The sequence below is a fragment of the Streptococcus sp. 2021WUSS109 genome (assembly GCF_044427305.1).
In the GTDB taxonomy this organism is placed as follows: domain Bacteria; phylum Bacillota; class Bacilli; order Lactobacillales; family Streptococcaceae; genus Streptococcus; species Streptococcus suis.
On the sequence record NZ_JAOTGF010000011.1, the window covers coordinates 1 to 16,441 of the forward strand.

Annotated in this window: 14 protein-coding genes, 1 tRNA gene and 2 pseudogenes; 5 read left to right on the forward strand and 12 right to left on the reverse strand. The window is 40.1% G+C overall.

All coding sequences use genetic code 11. From position 1 onward, the window contains the following. A pseudogene (locus tag ODU37_RS05600) lies at positions 1–1,022 on the reverse strand (IS4 family transposase); the annotation flags it as partial. A gap of 424 nt (positions 1,023–1,446) precedes the next feature. Here ODU37_RS05600 and ODU37_RS05605 point away from each other — a divergent pair. Next, entirely contained in the window at positions 1,447–2,214 is a 768-nt protein-coding gene (locus tag ODU37_RS05605) for a DNA/RNA non-specific endonuclease (RefSeq protein ID WP_044670946.1), read from the forward strand. Between the two features lie 115 nt (positions 2,215–2,329). On the opposite strand, the pseudogene ODU37_RS05610 reads toward ODU37_RS05605, so the two are convergent. Next, positions 2,330–2,492: pseudogene (locus ODU37_RS05610) on the reverse strand (transposase); the annotation flags it as partial. A 188-nt stretch (positions 2,493–2,680) separates the two neighbouring features. On the opposite strand from ODU37_RS05610, the gene ODU37_RS05615 reads away from it, so the two are divergent. Further along, positions 2,681–2,753, forward strand: a tRNA-Thr gene (locus ODU37_RS05615). Positions 2,754–2,821: 68 nt separating this feature from the next. Here the strand turns inward: ODU37_RS05615 and ODU37_RS05620 are convergent. Together ODU37_RS05620 and ODU37_RS05625 are read right to left on the reverse strand one after the other, a co-directional pair. Continuing rightward, on the reverse strand, positions 2,822–3,034 hold the full coding sequence (locus ODU37_RS05620) for a tyrosine-type recombinase/integrase (RefSeq protein WP_161496818.1): 213 nt from the start codon (positions 3,032–3,034) through the stop codon (positions 2,822–2,824). 5 nt (positions 3,035–3,039) lie between these two features. Then, positions 3,040–3,426 carry a tyrosine-type recombinase/integrase gene (locus ODU37_RS05625; protein ID WP_079739267.1) on the reverse strand — a complete coding sequence of 129 codons (387 nt, stop codon included), beginning with the start codon at positions 3,424–3,426 and terminating at the stop codon, positions 3,040–3,042. Between the two features lie 866 nt (positions 3,427–4,292). Here ODU37_RS05625 and ODU37_RS05630 point away from each other — a divergent pair. Together ODU37_RS05630 and feoB are read left to right on the forward strand one after the other, a co-directional pair. Further along, complete coding sequence (locus tag ODU37_RS05630; protein WP_014637631.1) at positions 4,293–4,763, forward strand: ferrous iron transport protein A; 471 nt, start codon at positions 4,293–4,295, stop codon at positions 4,761–4,763. Beyond that, a complete protein-coding gene (gene feoB / locus ODU37_RS05635) occupies positions 4,760–6,904 on the forward strand; it encodes a ferrous iron transport protein B (RefSeq protein WP_249562186.1) in 2,145 nt (714 codons plus the stop codon). The genes ODU37_RS05630 and feoB overlap by 4 nt, the downstream gene beginning before the upstream one ends. 204 nt (positions 6,905–7,108) lie before the next feature. Here feoB and ftsX read toward each other — a convergent pair whose 3' ends face one another. The 6 genes from ftsX to ODU37_RS05665 form a co-directional block, all read right to left on the reverse strand. Further along, a complete protein-coding gene (gene ftsX, locus ODU37_RS05640; protein ID WP_172013802.1) occupies positions 7,109–8,038 on the reverse strand; it encodes a permease-like cell division protein FtsX in 930 nt (309 codons plus the stop codon). Beyond that, positions 8,031–8,723, reverse strand: a complete 693-nt coding sequence (ftsE, locus tag ODU37_RS05645; protein ID WP_002936190.1) for a cell division ATP-binding protein FtsE — start codon at positions 8,721–8,723, stop codon at positions 8,031–8,033. Before ftsE ends, ftsX begins: the two co-directional genes overlap by 8 nt. A gap of 142 nt (positions 8,724–8,865) precedes the next feature. Continuing rightward, positions 8,866–9,961, reverse strand: a protein-coding gene (gene prfB / locus ODU37_RS05650; RefSeq protein ID WP_105095241.1) for a peptide chain release factor 2 whose coding sequence is annotated in 2 segments (ribosomal slippage) — positions 8,866–9,888 and positions 9,890–9,961 — 1,095 coding nt in all. Because the reading frame shifts where the segments join, the coding sequence is not laid out codon by codon here. A 34-nt stretch (positions 9,962–9,995) separates the two neighbouring features. Continuing rightward, on the reverse strand, positions 9,996–11,123 hold the full coding sequence (gene queG / locus ODU37_RS05655) for a tRNA epoxyqueuosine(34) reductase QueG (RefSeq protein ID WP_249562187.1): 1,128 nt from the start codon (positions 11,121–11,123) through the stop codon (positions 9,996–9,998). A 40-nt stretch (positions 11,124–11,163) separates the two neighbouring features. Then, positions 11,164–11,652, reverse strand: coding sequence for a VanZ family protein (locus tag ODU37_RS05660; protein WP_105153567.1), 489 nt, complete (start codon positions 11,650–11,652; stop codon positions 11,164–11,166). 170 nt (positions 11,653–11,822) lie between these two features. Continuing rightward, positions 11,823–12,239 carry a TM2 domain-containing protein gene (locus tag ODU37_RS05665; RefSeq protein ID WP_024411787.1) on the reverse strand — a complete coding sequence of 139 codons (417 nt, stop codon included), beginning with the start codon at positions 12,237–12,239 and terminating at the stop codon, positions 11,823–11,825. 133 nt (positions 12,240–12,372) lie between these two features. Here ODU37_RS05665 and ODU37_RS05670 point away from each other — a divergent pair, with 133 nt between their 5' ends. After that, the gene (locus tag ODU37_RS05670) at positions 12,373–12,762 is read left to right on the forward strand and encodes a hypothetical protein (protein WP_105153568.1); all 390 of its coding nucleotides are present in this window, start codon (positions 12,373–12,375) and stop codon (positions 12,760–12,762) included. Between the two features lie 126 nt (positions 12,763–12,888). On the opposite strand, the gene ODU37_RS05675 is transcribed toward ODU37_RS05670, so the two are convergent. Beyond that, a complete protein-coding gene (locus ODU37_RS05675) occupies positions 12,889–15,573 on the reverse strand; it encodes a cation-translocating P-type ATPase (RefSeq protein WP_105138956.1) in 2,685 nt (894 codons plus the stop codon). Positions 15,574–16,047: 474 nt separating this feature from the next. After that, on the reverse strand, positions 16,048–16,434 hold the full coding sequence (locus ODU37_RS05680) for a DUF1934 domain-containing protein (RefSeq protein ID WP_136581472.1): 387 nt from the start codon (positions 16,432–16,434) through the stop codon (positions 16,048–16,050). Between the last annotated feature and the right edge of the window lie 7 nt (positions 16,435–16,441).

The window sequence follows — 16,441 nt, forward strand, 5'->3', positions numbered from 1 at the left end:
GGAGAATCCCTTCCTTCTTTTTCGCGTGAAAATGAGTCAGACCTATACTATATTTTAGGTCACGAAAACTGGTCTCTATGCCCCATCTGTAGGCATAGAGATCTTTTAATTTTTCTGGAGAATAATCGGTGTTTGTCACCAAAGTTTCAAAGACTCCCGGCTTGATTTCTAGACGCACCATTCGAAAATAAAGTTCGTAAAACTGGAGTGGATCATTTTTTCGGCTAGAGCTTGGTAGAAAGTCAAAGGGTGAGTGATTAGGTAAACAGCGATAGTGATTAGGTAAATTTTGATACTGTTGTTTCATCTCATTGGTCTGTTTCCGGCAGATGTTTAGGTCAAATTTTTCATCAAAACAAGGAGTATCAGGGAGATGAAAACTCTTTTTCATAGAATTATTTCCATCGCGAATACGAATAATATACGACCAATTTTTCTCCTGGCAATGCGCCATGACATCGTAGGATTCATACCCCCTATCCATTATCACCAGAGCTTGTTCAAAAGGGACAACTCTCCATCATGTCGATGAAAGCTGCACGCTCATCAACCTCCCGATTATCCTGAATTCGTAGGTCATGGTAAATCTCTTGTTCAAGATTGTAGAGAGCATTGATATGAATGAGATTGTAAGGAGTGTGGTGTGGTCCAGTTTGGAACGAGGTCGTTTTATCAGAACGATTTCTTGGTAGAACCACATCACTACCATCAACAGCTAGGATAAGGAGATCTTTAGAAGTTGGAATTTTAGAAGTAATATTGGCAAACAGGGTTTTAAAAGCTTGATGTTTGATCCGATATCGTCGTTGGACAAAGGCAGATTGAGTGACTGGCAAATCTAAATCAAGTAGCTCTTTGGCTAAGGTATTACCACCCATGGTCAGTATAGCTTGAATCATGGTTTCCATAGTTAGCTGACTTTTCCGACTAAAATCTTTTTCAGGATGAAGCACAAACTGGTTTGCGATGGAAACGATGTCGTTAATACTATCAAGTAAATGAGCTTTAATCTGGTCTAGCATGATTTTTCCCCTTTTATTTCTAGTGTAACATAAAAAACTAACCTACCACAAAACGTGATAGGTTAGCTAACTTAATGACATTGTGAATAGGCCGTTCCTTATTTATGCTGGTTTCTGGGATATTTTAAAAATACTTGTATTGGTAGAAATGTAAAATAGCCGATTTAATCGCATTTTAAATTTATTTTTACAACTCATTAATACATTCTTTTTTACTTTTGGAGCGAATTGGGGACAACGACTCCAATTTCCTCATCACCCCCTGCAGCTTCTCTGCTGTCTAACTTCTTCGTCTGTTTTAATTCGCAAAAAAATTAAAAAAATTGAGAATTATTTTTTTATCATGACTTTTTATTACTATAGTTGATTGATTTTATTTTAGTGATACAATTAAATCGAAAAATAAAACAAAGGAGATATTAATATGTCTACACAATATCGTTGCATTTGGAAAAAATTAGCAATTGCTTTGTTAATTTTTGTAACCGCTTTCTCCGCTATCCCTAGCCAAGCTAGTACCGGGAAGAGGATTAAGAAATTCCCGAGTACTTCACATATCGAACTTCGCACGGATGTTAGTAATATCCCTGGTACATTGCCATTTGATGGGCAAAATAGACAACTTTCGCTTGGAGAGCTAGATAGTCTCAACCGACCTACCTATGCACATATCCAGCTCAGAGACCAAGACGAACCTACGCTGACACGAGAAACTTTGACATACAATCCTGTTGGTTGGTTTAATTACAAAGTACCATATAACGGGAAAAAAACTTGGTTAATGAATAGGGGGCATTTAGTTGGTTATCAGTTTAGCGGTTTGAATAACGAGGCTAGAAACCTGGTGACCATGACAGCCTACCTTAACACAGGAGCCCTATCGGGAGCTAATGATAGTAATCCAGAAGGAATGCTTTATTACGAGAATAGACTGGATAGCTGGTTAGCTTTGCACCCAAACTATTGGTTAGATTATAAAGTAACTCCGGTATATCAAGACGATGAACTAGTCCCTCGTCAAGTGATTTTGCAGTATGTCGGTATTGACTCAGAAGGGCAGGCGTTACAGATTAGATTAGGCGGCGAAAAAGAAGTAGTAGACAATTACGGTATTACTACCGTTACACTAGAAAATGTATCACCTTTAGCGGAAATTAACTATGAGACAGGCATGTCTCCTACTATTAGGTAAAAAATATAAGAGGCTGGCAAAAACTAGCCAGTAAATGAAAACACAGATAGATTGAGCTGATTTTGATGAAATCCAGCCGAACTATCTGTGTTTTTCTTTTTATTGTTACTATCTTGGGCTAATTTTTTAGCCAATTTCGTTAAATTCATACTCATTAGGAGGAAGCCTATCTCTGTTTCAACCACCTTTTATCCTCTGACATGGACTCTACGCACGCCAAAAACACCCTTCATCCTACCAAATACGGGTTCGACATCCACCTTGCGTTTGGCATAAATTGTCAGATACTGACTTGTCCCATAGTAAGTTCTACCTTATTTCTTTGTCTTATTCTAGTTTCCAGTTTTTAAGACAGACTAGAACTTACTTTGGGAATTTACTTTGAAAAGTTAGCACTCTCTTTTTCTTTTTATTTTAAAAAAATCCATTGACATTTTTTTGAGATATGATATACTAGTCAAGTACTGCTGGTTTAGCTCAGTCGGTAGAGCGCATCCATGGTAAGGATGAGGTCGCCGGTTCAATCCCGGCAACTAGCATGGAATAACGTTAAAACCCTTGATACACAAGGGTTTTTATTATGTCTTCTCCAATTTGCCCCAAATTTTTAGAAGATTTTTCTGACCTTGTCATTGCTCTTCTCTTTTAATGATTCAAGCTGATGGACATAGACCTTGAGTTTAATGTTTAAATTTTCATGTCCAAGTAATTGAGAGATAGAGATGAGCTCTACTCCTTGCGTAATCAGGTAAGATGCGTAGGTAGGTCTCAATGAGTGTATATGAACATTTCGACCGACAATCTTCTTAATCAGAAGCAAAGACTCTATTCTGACTTATTCTCAATCCAGCACTTTTCTTTATAGTCTTTCATCAACTTGACAGTATGATCATAGATAGGTATTTTACGCACTGAACTGGTATTCTTAGTCGGAGCAAAGTCAAAGGTGGTATTGTAGTTGTATATCTTGTTGACATCTATAATCTTGTTTTCAAAGCTGATGTCATTCCATGTCAGCCCCAATGCTTCAGCAAAGCGTATGTCTGTACCTGCTATTAGGTAGATAATGACGTAGGAGTGGTATCGAATATTCTGTCTGGCACATTCGATAAGACTTGTATATTCGTTGATTTCAAGAAATTTTGCTTCTTTTGGTTCGGACTCTACTGATGAACGTATGGTAGTAAAATCGCAGAAATTCCGCTCAATAATGCCTCATGTACCGCCATCTTCACGGTTGCCTTTGCTTGATAATGGAACTTTTCAACTGTTTCCTGTGTGTGAGTACTGGCAAACTGATTCAGTACTTGTTGCTACATACTGTTGGTTATTTCGCATAGTTTCGTATTTTCGAAATATAATTTTATTTTCTTTTCTGTATACTCGTATTTTTTCCAAGTAACCTGGCTGAGATTTGATTTTTTGTGAATTTGTACCTAATTGCTATAGCATTCAAAATATGCCATTGATTTACCCTTTCTATTTTGTTAAAATGGGTGTAGGAAAGAGACCTACTGAAAAGCAGTTTTTTACTATACTTGTCACCCTACACTCAAATTTTACGACGGAGAGTGTTGGGATTTTTTGTTTTTTAAAAAGAAAAGGGAATGAGAAAGAATTCGACTAGTCAAAAACATATGTAGGCTCGGGCTAAAATAGTCCACTGGACTGTTTCACTCCCACACCCGCACAACTCCAACATTCAGAGTAGTGACTGTTAAAGCCAATCAACCACTGCGCTGAGAGGTTGACACGAACTCTGAGAAGTGGCGCTGAACTTGAGCCCAGTCTCATCACGATATGGGACCAAGTCCTAAATGTAAACTTTATGGAGCTAAACTCCTGACAGTCATATTGTAGGATATTTTATAAATAAGTCAAGAAATTAGAATAAATATAGTTCTTTCAATTTGCCATACACTTTTACTTTTCTCAGACTAACTTCTAGAATGTCTGAAACTAGAACTTACTTTGAGAATTTACCAAAATAAAGAGAAAATAAGTCGTTCCTAAAAATTATCTGACACTTTTAAGGAATTATGCTATACTATTGTTATAAAAATCACAAAGGAAACGATATGAAACTGCAAAACCTTCAAGTTGGACAATCTTATTTAGTCAAAGATTGTCTAACGCAAGATGATATTCGTAAACACTTAGCGCACTTGGGTTTAAAAGTCGGAGAAGAGATTCGCATCATTTCAAAAACCAAGACCAATGCAATTTTCCAAGTCAAGGCAAGCCGTCTAGCCCTAGACAGAGAAATTATTGAATCTCTGGTTTTAATAGAAAAGTCAGCTACGGAAATAATCAATCTATCTGAGGCACCTATTGGTAGCTCAGCTAAGGTCATGGACATCTATGCAACAGGTGCACTCCGTCGTCGCCTCATGGATATGGGACTTACAAAGAACACGCAGCTATTTCTCAAAAAAGTCGCTCCCTTGGGCGATCCAATCGAAATTACCTTGAGAGGATATGAGCTGACACTACGCAAATCCGAAGCGCAAATGATTGGTGTTCAAATCACAAGCGAGGTGAAGAAATGACAAAACACATCGCCCTTGCAGGAAATCCAAATAGCGGAAAAACAACTCTTTTCAACCTCCTAACAGGAACCAACCAACGTGTTGGTAACTGGCCTGGAGTCACCGTTGAAAGAAAATCTGGAACAATCAAAAAGCGAAAGCATTTACTAATTCAAGATTTACCAGGTATCTACTCGCTGTCTCCCTACACACCAGAAGAACGGGTTGCCAGAGATTATTTGATAGCGAAACAACCAGCTGCTATCCTCAACGTCCTTGATGCAACAAACTTGGAGCGAAATCTCTATCTGACCTTGCAGTTATTAGAAATGGGCCTTCCTATTGTTATCGCCCTCAATATGACAGACGCCCTGAAAAGTCAAGGTCGCTCAATAAACAGCGACCAGCTCTCCTATCAACTGGGAGTTCCTGTACAGCCTATCAGTGCACTAAAAAAGCTAGGTATATCCCAGCTCCTCCATGAAGTAGAAAAAATTACCAATCAGCAAGCCGAGCCAATCTATCCTCAGTATGATAAGCAATTTGAAGCCGGTCTCGCCCGAGTTATTGACCTGTTATCGGATTCCATCCCAAATCATCAAAAACGCTTCTACGCCATTAAGCTACTCGAACAAGATCAAGTCATTCTAGACCAATTGCAACTCAATGCACAAGACATGCTTGATTTGACCGAAATCATTGCCATTTTGGAAAAAATTTACGCAGACGATATGGAAGCCATTATCGTCAATCAACGCTACCAATTTATCGAGAAAATCACAGAACTGGTCACAAAAGACAGCGATAAGACTTTTAACCTGTCTGATAACATCGACCGACTTGTTACCAATCGTTTTCTTGCCCTCCCTATCTTTGCGGCAGTCATGTGGCTGACCTACTTCCTGTCTATTCAAACGGTTGGTACAATGAGGACTGACTGGGTGAATGATGTCCTCTTCGGAGAGCTTGTTCCAGGCCTTATTCAGGAAAATCTAGATCGATTTGAAATCGCTGGCTGGCTACAATCTCTGGTCCTTGATGGCATTATTGCAGGATGCGGAGCCATTCTAGGTTTTGTACCACAAATTTTCGTCCTCTTCGTCTGCTTGGGAATCTTGGAAGACATCGGCTATATGAGCCGAGTCGCCTTTGTCATGGATAGGATTTTTAGACGTTTTGGTCTATCAGGCAAATCCTTTATTCCCATGTTGATTTCCACAGGCTGTGGCGTTCCTGGAGTCATGGCAAGCCGGACTATTGAAAATGAACAGGACCGAAAAATCACCATTATGACCGCAACCTTCATGCCCTGTTCTGCCAAACTTCCTATCATTTCACTGGTAGCCGGTGCTTTCTTTCCTGACAACCCTTGGATTGCTCCAAGCGCCTATTTTGTCGGTATGGCTGCCATCGTCCTATCCGGAATGGCACTAAAAAAGACCAAGCAACTTGGTGGAGTCCCAAGCCCCTTTATCATGGAATTACCATCTTATCACTTACCGAAACTCAGTACGGTTCTCCGATATGCATTCGATAAGGCACTTAGTTTTATCAAACGAGCTGGTACCATTATATTTGTGACCAACATCATTATTTGGTTCAGCAGTTCCTATAATTGGTCTTTACAAATGGTAGAAACAGATGAGAGTATCTTAGCCTCCATTGGGCGCAGTTTTTCTCTCCTCTTTGCCCCACTTGGTTTCGGAAATTGGCGAGCAACTGTTGCAGCCATTACAGGTCTCCTAGCCAAGGAAACCGTCATTGCCACCTTTGGTATCCTCTATAAATTAGGAGAAACAACCGAAGAAAATCCCGAACTCTGGGGGCTTTTACAACAAGACTATTCAGCATTGTCAGCCTACTCCTTCCTAGTCTTCAATCTCCTCTGTGCCCCTTGTTTTGCGGCTATTGGTGCCATTCACCGTGAAATGGGAGAAGCCAAGTGGACATGGATTGCTATCGGTTTCCAAACAGGTTTAGCCTATGCAAGTAGTTTGGTTATCTATCAGATTGGTCTTGTACTTATCTACGGGCAATTACCGACCATCTGGACATTTATCGCTATCTTTCTAATTATCACAGCCATCTACAGCCTAGTGAAAAAACCAGCCAACACTCTTCCGATTGTCACGCTAAAAACATTAGAAAAAGGAGAATATTAATGCCCACACTTATCTTCTTTCTCATCATCGTCATCTTATTTTCTCTTGCTATTCGCAGTCTCATCAAAGGAAAAGGATCCTGCGGAGATTGTTCCTGCGACTGTACTATTAAACAAGAGATGAACGAATCTTCTCACCATAGACATCCATAACAAAAAGGTCTGCCTCATTATTGTGCAGACCTTTTTACATGTCGCTTGTCTATTAAATTTTTAAGTAGCGGTTCATGGAAATGACTGATCCCAAGGAACCAATAATAATACCAATTACAAAAAGTGCGCCAATCATTCCTGGAACAAAGACATCCATACTAATCAGAGACAAATCTTGACTAGCAAGACTAGCATTTACCGAAGTATAAATCATCTTATAAAGAGAATAGACTAAAACAGAAGGTAAAATAGCTCCGAGGAACCCTACCCAGGCACCTTCCCAAAGGAATGGTCCACGAATATAACTGTTTTTAGCACCAACCAGACGCATAATCTGAATTTCACGGCTACGAGAAATAATGGTAATTCGAATAGTATTGGAAATCAAGAAAACAGCAGTAAAGAGCAATAAGCCAGTTGCTGCCAATCCCCATGTACGAACTAGATTAGCTAATTTAAAAATACGTTCCGTTTCAACTTCCCCATCGCGTACCTCTGTAACACCATCAATTTTAGCAATCTCTGCTGCAACAGTTTTTACATATTGCGGTTCAGTCGTATCAATGATATAAGCATCGTAAAGTGGATTGGCATCTCCTTGGAATAGGTTCCAAGTATCTCCCAAGGTAGCTGTTAATTTCTGCAACTGTTCATCCTTACTTGAATAAGTAACAGATTGTACATTTTCTAAGGCTGTAATCTGATTATACACCTTTCGATAATCTGGATTAGCTACCGTCTCTCCTGCTTCGTTCACAATCGTCTCAGCTTGATCGGTTGAGTTCGCTCTCAAATACACATTGATGCGTACATTCTGTTCCAAATCCGAAGCGAGCTTTGCTGTGTTCAAAATAACTGAAGCAAATAGACCAACCAAGGTAAGGGTAATGGCTACAGATGAAATGGCTGCAATCGTCATCCAACCATTTCGCTTCAAACTCTTCAATGACTCAATAAAGTGTCTAAAAAATCGATTACTCATCGTATCCATATTCTCCTTCCGCTTCATCACGTACTACACGACCATCTTCAATCGCAATAACACGATGACGAAGTGTATTTACAATCTGACTATTGTGTGTCGCCATCAAAATCGTTGTCCCCTGTAAGTTAATTCGCTCCAATAGATTCATGATTTCCCAAGAGTTTTCAGGGTCCAAGTTACCAGTTGGTTCATCAGCAATCAATACTTTAGGATTATTTACAATGGCACGGGCAATAGCAATCCGCTGTTGCTCACCACCTGAAAGTTCATTTGGGAAAGAACGAATCTTGTGCTTCAAACCAACCAAATCTAAAACTTCCATTACACGTTTCTTGATATTCCGTGGTTTCTCACCGATAACTTCCATCGCATAAGCAATATTTTCAAAGACAGTCTTTTTAGGTAAGAGTTTGTAATCTTGGAAAACCACTCCTACACTACGACGCAGAAGAGGAACATCTCTCTTTTTAATTTTTGCAAGGTCAAACTTACCAACCTTTAGACTCCCCTTATCGAGCTTTTCCTCCCGATACAAGAGTTTGATAAAGGTTGACTTACCTGCACCAGAAGGACCTACAATGTAGGCAAATTCTCCCGCTTCAACATTGACTGATACTCCGCGAAGGGCAGTCGTTCCGTTTCCATATTTCTTGGAAACGTCTTTCATTTCTATTATTCCCATAGGATTTCCTGTCTTAGACAGTCCTTTCTTTAGATTTGAGAACGTTTTTTCAAAATACAGTCAGTATTCTATCAAAAAACTTCCTTGGTGAGCGAAAAACGATCTCTTATTATACAAGCACCTCACTTGTAAATACAGGTTCTTAGCTAATTCGCCATTTTAAATAAGCATCTATAAAGCCGTCCAAGTCTCCGTCCATAACCTTATCGACTTGAGCCACCTCATAACCAGTACGGTGGTCTTTTACCATTGTATAAGGTGTAAAGACATAAGAACGAATCTGACTTCCCCAAGTGATTTCTTTCTTGTCTCCCTTGAGTGAGTCTACTTCTGCCGCTTTCTTCTCCTGCTCCAATTGATACAATTTAGCCTGCAAGAGTTTCATTGCACGGTCTCGGTTTCCATACTGAGTACGGTCAACTGTGGACTGAGTCACAATCCCTGTCGGAATGTGCGTCAAGCGAACACCAGTTGAGACCTTGTTGACGTTCTGTCCACCAGCACCTCCCGACCGGAAGGTATCCATCTTCACTTCATCATCTCTGATTTCAATTTCAATGGTATCGTCCAACTCAGGCATTACCTCTACAGATGTAAAGGAAGTATGACGACGCTTAGCTGAGTCAAAAGGTGAGATGCGCACCAAACGATGAACACCCATTTCTGACTTAAGCAAGCCATAGGCGTTTGGCCCAGTAAAGCTTAGAGTTACGGACTTAATACCTGCCTCATCACCAGCTTGATAATCCAATGTTTCAACTGTAAAACCCTTGGCATTTCCATAACGCTGATACATCCGAAGGAGCATTTCTCCCCAGTCTTGTGCCTCGGTACCACCCGAACCTGGATGGATTTCCAAGATAGCGTTATTGTGATCATAGGGTTCCGACAAGAGCAAGGTCATCTCGTAGGCAGTCATGGCTTTGTCCAATTCTGCCAACTTCTCAACCAGTTCTTCCCGAACAGACTCATCTTCTGCTAGAAAATCTAGCAAAATTTCGGATTCATCATATAAATCCAACATCTGATGGAAATTTCCATAAGTATTTTTTAATTCATTCAACTCCTGAGACGTCTTCTGGGCTGCCAAATTATCATTCCAGAAATCTGGCTCCGTCATCTTGTTCTCAAGAATGGCAATCTCTTCTTCTAGACCTTCTAAGTCAAAGAGACCCCCTAAAAGAAGTTAATTTTTTGCCAAGTTCTTCAATCTTTTGGCGAATTTCTGCTGTATCCATATACACCTCATTTTTATTCATAATCTTTATTATATCACATTTGCAAGTCCTTGACCATGTTGAGAAAGGCCGTTTGCTCTGCTATGACATCATCATTATCCGATTGAACTCCCGCAATAAAGTCTACTATCTCCTCATTGGGTTGTTTGACCAACTGTCCCAGAGCCCAGATAGCTGTCGCCATATGGACGGGATTTTGCTTCTTATCGATGATTTCTAGGAGTTTGGGAATGGCAGAGCGGTCATTACTATTGGCCAAGGCTATGATGGCATTGCGCTGGAGAATGTTTTTCCCCCGCCAAGAACCAGCAATCATGCCAAATTTTTCCTTGAACTGCCCATTTGACAAGTCCAAAAATGGAATCAGCTCTGGCTCAGCCAAATCTGGATCAATGTCTACAACAGGTGGACTGGAAATTCCTTTATTGTATGGACAACAAATCTGGCAAATATCACAACCATAGATGACCGTCTTGATTTTCTTACGAAACTCCAAGTCCATCATCCCCTTATCCTGTGTCTGAAAAGACAGACAACGGCGGGCGTTCATAGTCGTATCCCCTAACAAACAAGATGTTGGACAGGCTGCAACACAACGATTGCAATCGCCACAGTCGTAGTCCACTGGCTTATCAGGCTCAATCTCAAGGTTGGTCACCAACTCGCCCAAAAACATATAGGAACCAAATTCCTTAGAAATAACCAGGCCATTCTTACCGATAAAACCAATGCCTGCTCGTCTGGCAACAGCAGTATCCACCAAGGCACCCGTGTCCACCATGGCCTTGTATTCCAAACCATCCGTCAGTTTTTCAATCCCCCTCGCCAAGCGCTCCATCTTATCTTGCAAGATATAATGGTAGTCTAGGCCCCAAGAGCTAGGTGTAATCTTTCCACGTTTGTATTGGGTCTTCTGCGGTTTGACAGGCAAATGTCTAGGATAAGCTACCGTGATAGAAATGATGGTTTTAGCTGATTCTAACGATAATTTGGGACGGATACGTTCTTCAATGTTCTTATGTTCAAAGCCTGACGAACGCCCCTCTTCCTGACTAGCACGAAGTGATTTCTCCAAATAAGCAAAATCATCAGCCGTTGTAAAACCAATCTTCGAAATTCCGATTTCCTGAGATAATTTAATAATCTCTTCCTTAATATTCATTATATTCATTTTAGCAAACTTTGGATATATTTAGCAAGACCTACATAGCTAAATAAGTTATTAATATAACAAAAAACGTTAGCGCAAAACAAAAAATATTCATACGAACATAGGCCTTCTCCCGCCAAATACTGGTCAAGACATACATGACATTAATACCGATTGCTCCCCCTAAGCCGTTAGCCAGTAAATCAGTTATATCTGCAACTCCAAGCAAAAGAAAATATTGCAGAACCTCAAAACAGAGACTCACTAACATAATCAAACATAGATTAGCCACCCACGATGCCTTGCGAAATAGCATTTCCATATAAATACCAAAGGGAATAAAACTTACAATATTAAATAGAATTTCTGGAAAATCCAGCACTCCATCATAGACTGCTGTTCCTGCAAACGGAATTAAGTTTATACTAGCATAACCATAGCGTCCATATAAGATGCTCAAGTCCATCTTAAAGACAATCATCCAAGTAAGTAAAAGGAGATAGGCAAAAAATAAAAACATACTCATTTTCTTTGTCTGCATAGAAATTCTCCTCTCAACTAGCATATTTTATCATTATATCATAAATGCCGTTCCATAAAATGTCACTTCTGTGACAAAGCTCGTTCCATATTACAAGTACTTTACATCCTGCTAAAAAACAGAAAAGGAAGACAATACCAAGCCTCCCCTTATTCAAAAAAATATCTTACTTAAAATGTCTGATTGCTATGCTGAAAAGCCTTATATTGATGGATTTGTAGCATCAAACGCTCAAAGTTCGCCTCCTTACATGCTCGCATGATTAAGAAGCAATCAATAAACTTCCACAAATAAAGTCCCAAAAATAACAAGAACCCAATCAAGATAAATAGCGTAACAAAAGATACTGCAAAAGCAATCAGCTTGGCAAATCCCAATTCTTTATTCCCGACATAAAAACGGTCGACACCAAACTCACCGAAGAAAATAGCCAAAATAAGAGCGACAAGAGGGTGACGCATCTCAACCATCATAAGAACGTTTAAAGCCTCATCATCTAAATCTTCTAGTTCTTTTTGCAGAATGAATAACTTATCAGATGGCAAATAACTGCTTTTACTTAAAATATAATTCTGAAGATAATTCATATAAACTCCTACCTCTTCAAAATTATAGCAGTTTCTTATTCTTCAAGCAAGCCTACAGGGGAAAACAGTGCCAGAAATCGTTTACATTTTTTCTTTTTTTGCTATAATGAAACTAGATTACAAGGAGGTTCATATGAGAGTTACTATTCATTATCCAAAACCTATCAAACAACCATCCTCCCAAAAACTTCCACTCCTGGTAGATGGAAAAATTGCTGGGACAGTTACTCAAGGAAAAATTCTAAGCTTACCAATTACACAATCATCTGTTACACTAAGCGTTCGAGGGGATAAAAAATCAAGCATTCAAGTTAAAGACGGCGATAGGGTTCAAATAATAGAAAACAGTAAGTACTTCACCCTTTACTATTTCAGCTTGGCTATCCTTCCAATTGTCATCTTTTTCCAATTTTCTACGATGATAAAGATAATCCTACTTGCTACATCTCTAATCTTTACATTTTTGGGACAAGTAATCTTCCCAAAATACATTATCAGTACAGAAAAAAGCTCAGACCACTAAATCTGAGCTTTTTCAAATGATATAGTCTTCAGTTTGCTTTTAGTACAAGGCAACGAGTCGCAGGCTGTACTAAAGTACAGCAAGGCGAGTTAACGAAGTAATAAAAGATAAGCTGAATAACTATAATTAGATAGCTTTTTCATCCAAGCCCAACTTACGTTGAACAAATTTAACAATTTCTACAACGACAACCATGAGACCTGAACCGATTACTGTTACCATCCATTGAGTTGGTGTCAAGATAGATACCTTGAAGAAGGTATTGAATCCTGGAATCACAACAGTCGCCATCAAGAGCAAGAAGGCTGCTACGATAGACCAGTTAAAGAGCTTGTTCTTGAATGGACCAACGGTAAAGATAGATTGGTAGACAGACTTAACGTTGAAGGCATGTACCAACTGAATCAACCCAAGAGTAACATAGGCCATTGTCAAGGCATCTGCATGGATTTCTTCATAAGTGCTGTGTTCTGGGTAAAGCAGTGCAAAACCATAGACACCAAGTACCAATGCTGTTTGTAGAATACCCTGATAGACAATAGAGCTCAAGACACCACCTGAGAAGAAGCTTGAGTTACGACCACGAGGTTTGTGCTGCATCACACCTGGCTCAGCAGGTTCAACACCAAGGGCAATCGCTGGAAGTGTATCTGTTACCAAATTGATCCAAAGAAGATGAACTGGCTCCAATACGTCCCAACCAAAGAGGGTAGCAAGGAAGATACACAATACCTCAGCAGTGTTGGCTGACAAGAGATACTGGATGGTTTTTTGGATGTTTGAAAAGACCTTACGTCCTTCTTCAACCGCCACAATGATAGTTGCAAAGTTGTCATCTGCAAGGACCATATCAGAAGCACCTTTCGAAACTTCCGTACCTGTGATACCCATACCGATACCGATGTCGGCTGTCTTAAGTGATGGCGCATCGTTAACACCGTCACCAGTCATGGCAACAACCTTACCATCATTTTGCCAAGCCTTAACGATACGAACCTTATGTTCTGGAGATACACGAGCGTATACCGAGTATTGTTTGAAGACTTTTTGGAACTCTTCATCCGTCAATTCGTTGAGCTCTGCACCTGTAAATACATGGTCTTCTGTATCGTTTGGATCGATGATACCAAGACGTTTTGCAATCGCCTCAGCTGTATCTTGGTGGTCACCCGTAATCATGATTGGACGGATACCAGCTTCCTTAGCAACACGAACAGCTTCTGCCGCTTCAGGACGCTCAGGGTCAATCATACCAACCAAACCTGAGAAGACAAGGTCGTTTTCAACAACGTCAGATTCCAATTCAGGAATAGCATCAACATACTTGTATGCCATCATCAAGACACGGAGGGCTTGTTTAGCCAAGTCCTTGTTAGTTGCAAGAATGGCTTGTTTATCCGCATCGGTAATCGGACGAATTGTACCGTTTTCTTCAATTTGCGTTACACGTTTGAGCAATTGGTCTGGAGCACCTTTAACAGCTACAAAGAAGTTTCCAGCAGCTTGTTGGTGAACAGTTGACATCAATTTACGTGTTGAATCAAATGGCAATTCAGCCACACGAGGCTCCGATACCAAGACTTCACGAACGTCAAAGTTTTGATCCAAACCAAATTGAACAAGTGCCGTTTCCGTTGGGTCACCGATCAATTTACCAGTTGGGTCAACTTTTGTATCGTTGGCAAAGTTCATAACACGAAGCGTTGTATTGCTTGCATCCAAAGCTTCTTTAGCATCCACCAATTGACCGTTTGTATAAACTTTTTCAACAGTCATCTGGTTCATAGTCAAAGTACCAGTTTTATCCGATGCGATGATTTCAGTTGAACCAAGTGTTTCAACAGCAGGCAACTTACGGATGATCGAGTTACGCTTAGCCAAGACCTGTGTACCAAGCGAAAGAACAACTGTAACAATAGCTGGCAAACCTTCTGGAATGGCAGCAACCGCAAGAGCTACAGAAGTCATAAGAGCAGGCAAGATACCTTCACCACGTACGAAGACTGAAACAGCCATCGTTACCGCTGCAATTACAAGAACTGCGTATGTCAAGACTTTTGATAGCTGGTGCAAGTTTTGCTTCAATGGTGTATCAGTCTCATCAGCATTAGCAAGCATACCAGCGATGTGCCCAACCTCTGTGTACATACCTGTATTTGTAACCACACCAAGACCACGGCCGTAAGTAACGTTTGAGTTCTGGTAGGCCATGTTGACACGGTCACCAATCGGTGCATCTTCAGCCAAAACTGCTGACAAATCTTTATCAACTGGTACAGACTCACCTGTAAGAGCTGCCTCTTCGATTTTGAGGGAGTTAGCTTCCAACAAACGCATATCGGCAGGGACAACATCACCTGCTTCAAGCAAGACGATGTCACCTGGTACCAAGTCTTTAGAATCAACTTCGACTACATGATTGTCACGAAGCGCACGCGCAACTGGGCTTGACATGTTTTTTAGCGCCTCAATGGCTGCCTCAGCTTGACCCTCTTGATAAACACCAAAGGCAGCGTTCAAGATAACCACGGCTAAGATGATAATGGCATCTGTCAAACCGTGTGAACCTTCTGTAATCACCGTCAAGATTGCTGCTGCAATCAAAATGATAATCATCAAGTCTTTGAACTGATCCAAGAATTTAGCTAAGAGTGTGCGTTTTTCACCCTCATCCAATTCGTTACGACCGTAGTCTGCTAGACGTTTGCTTGCCTCATCACTAGACAAACCGTCCAAAGAAGACCCCATGCTTGACAATACTTGCTCTTCGCTCTGTGTATAAAACAAATCGCGTTTTTGTTCTTTTGACAATTTCCTTCTCCTTCTCCGTCCCTTTTTTACCTAACAAATAAAAAAGAGACCTGTTTAATGAGAACCTCTCTTCACAGCTCGGCACTTCTATCTAGGGCTAGTTTTCTATCACTCATCTTTATACTCTTCGAAAATCAAACTCAGGCGTTGTTGACTTGAATTGATGAACTTTAGTTCAATCTGCATCGGCGTCGCCTAGCCTGACTTTGATTTTCATTGAGTATTAGTTTTTTTGAAATACAGTCAGTATTCCTTCAAAAAACTGCCTTGATAGACAAAAAACTATCTCTTATCTAAAAATACCTTACTTGCGAAGACAGGTTCTAAAACAAGTCTCGCTATTTAATATATTGCCGGAAACAAGTCGGATTGACGACAATATCACGGAATTTTCCGCTAGCTACTCCCTCGATTTGTTAACTATTATATCAAAAATCCCGAGAAATTCAAGAATATTTTTCTGGAAATAAGAGATTATTTCCACGAGATTTCCAAATCATAGGAAGCAAAAAGCTGCTGGTTCTCCAATCCCTTTAATTCATATTGCAACTGGACACTTTGATCCGAACGGTTTAATTGGTAACGTTTTGTATCGGTCACAAAATGCTGGATTCCTAACGGTGTAGGAACGGTCACAATAGCTTCTTTACCAGAAATGAATCGCATAATAGACTTCGGAGTGGAAAAGCGTGTCATCACTAACTCTTCTTCGTCACATTTTATGACAACTTTTTCAGCTTCATCGTTACTATAAATGAGATAGATATTCCCATCTTTTTCCTTAACTTCCACTTGAAATTGCTGATCCACTACCTCAATCTGCCCGTCCAGATCAATTTCATTTCGCAAATGAATATCCATAGTTCCT

Excerpts from the sequence above, each read along its gene's own strand:
- ODU37_RS05605 (WP_044670946.1), top strand. The coding sequence starts at position 1,447 with ATGTCTACACAATATCGTTGCATTTGGAAAAAATTAGCAATTGCTTTG.
- ODU37_RS05630 (WP_014637631.1), top strand. The coding sequence starts at position 4,293 with ATGAAACTGCAAAACCTTCAAGTTGGACAATCTTATTTAGTCAAAGAT.
- feoB (WP_249562186.1), top strand. The coding sequence starts at position 4,760 with ATGACAAAACACATCGCCCTTGCAGGAAATCCAAATAGCGGAAAAACA.
- ftsX (WP_172013802.1), bottom strand. The coding sequence starts at position 8,038 with ATGAGTAATCGATTTTTTAGACACTTTATTGAGTCATTGAAGAGTTTG.
- ftsE (WP_002936190.1), bottom strand. The coding sequence starts at position 8,723 with ATGGGAATAATAGAAATGAAAGACGTTTCCAAGAAATATGGAAACGGA.
- queG (WP_249562187.1), bottom strand. The coding sequence starts at position 11,123 with ATGAATATTAAGGAAGAGATTATTAAATTATCTCAGGAAATCGGAATT.
- ODU37_RS05660 (WP_105153567.1), bottom strand. The coding sequence starts at position 11,652 with ATGCAGACAAAGAAAATGAGTATGTTTTTATTTTTTGCCTATCTCCTT.
- ODU37_RS05665 (WP_024411787.1), bottom strand. The coding sequence starts at position 12,239 with ATGAATTATCTTCAGAATTATATTTTAAGTAAAAGCAGTTATTTGCCA.
- ODU37_RS05670 (WP_105153568.1), top strand. The coding sequence starts at position 12,373 with ATGAGAGTTACTATTCATTATCCAAAACCTATCAAACAACCATCCTCC.
- ODU37_RS05680 (WP_136581472.1), bottom strand. The coding sequence starts at position 16,434 with ATGGATATTCATTTGCGAAATGAAATTGATCTGGACGGGCAGATTGAG.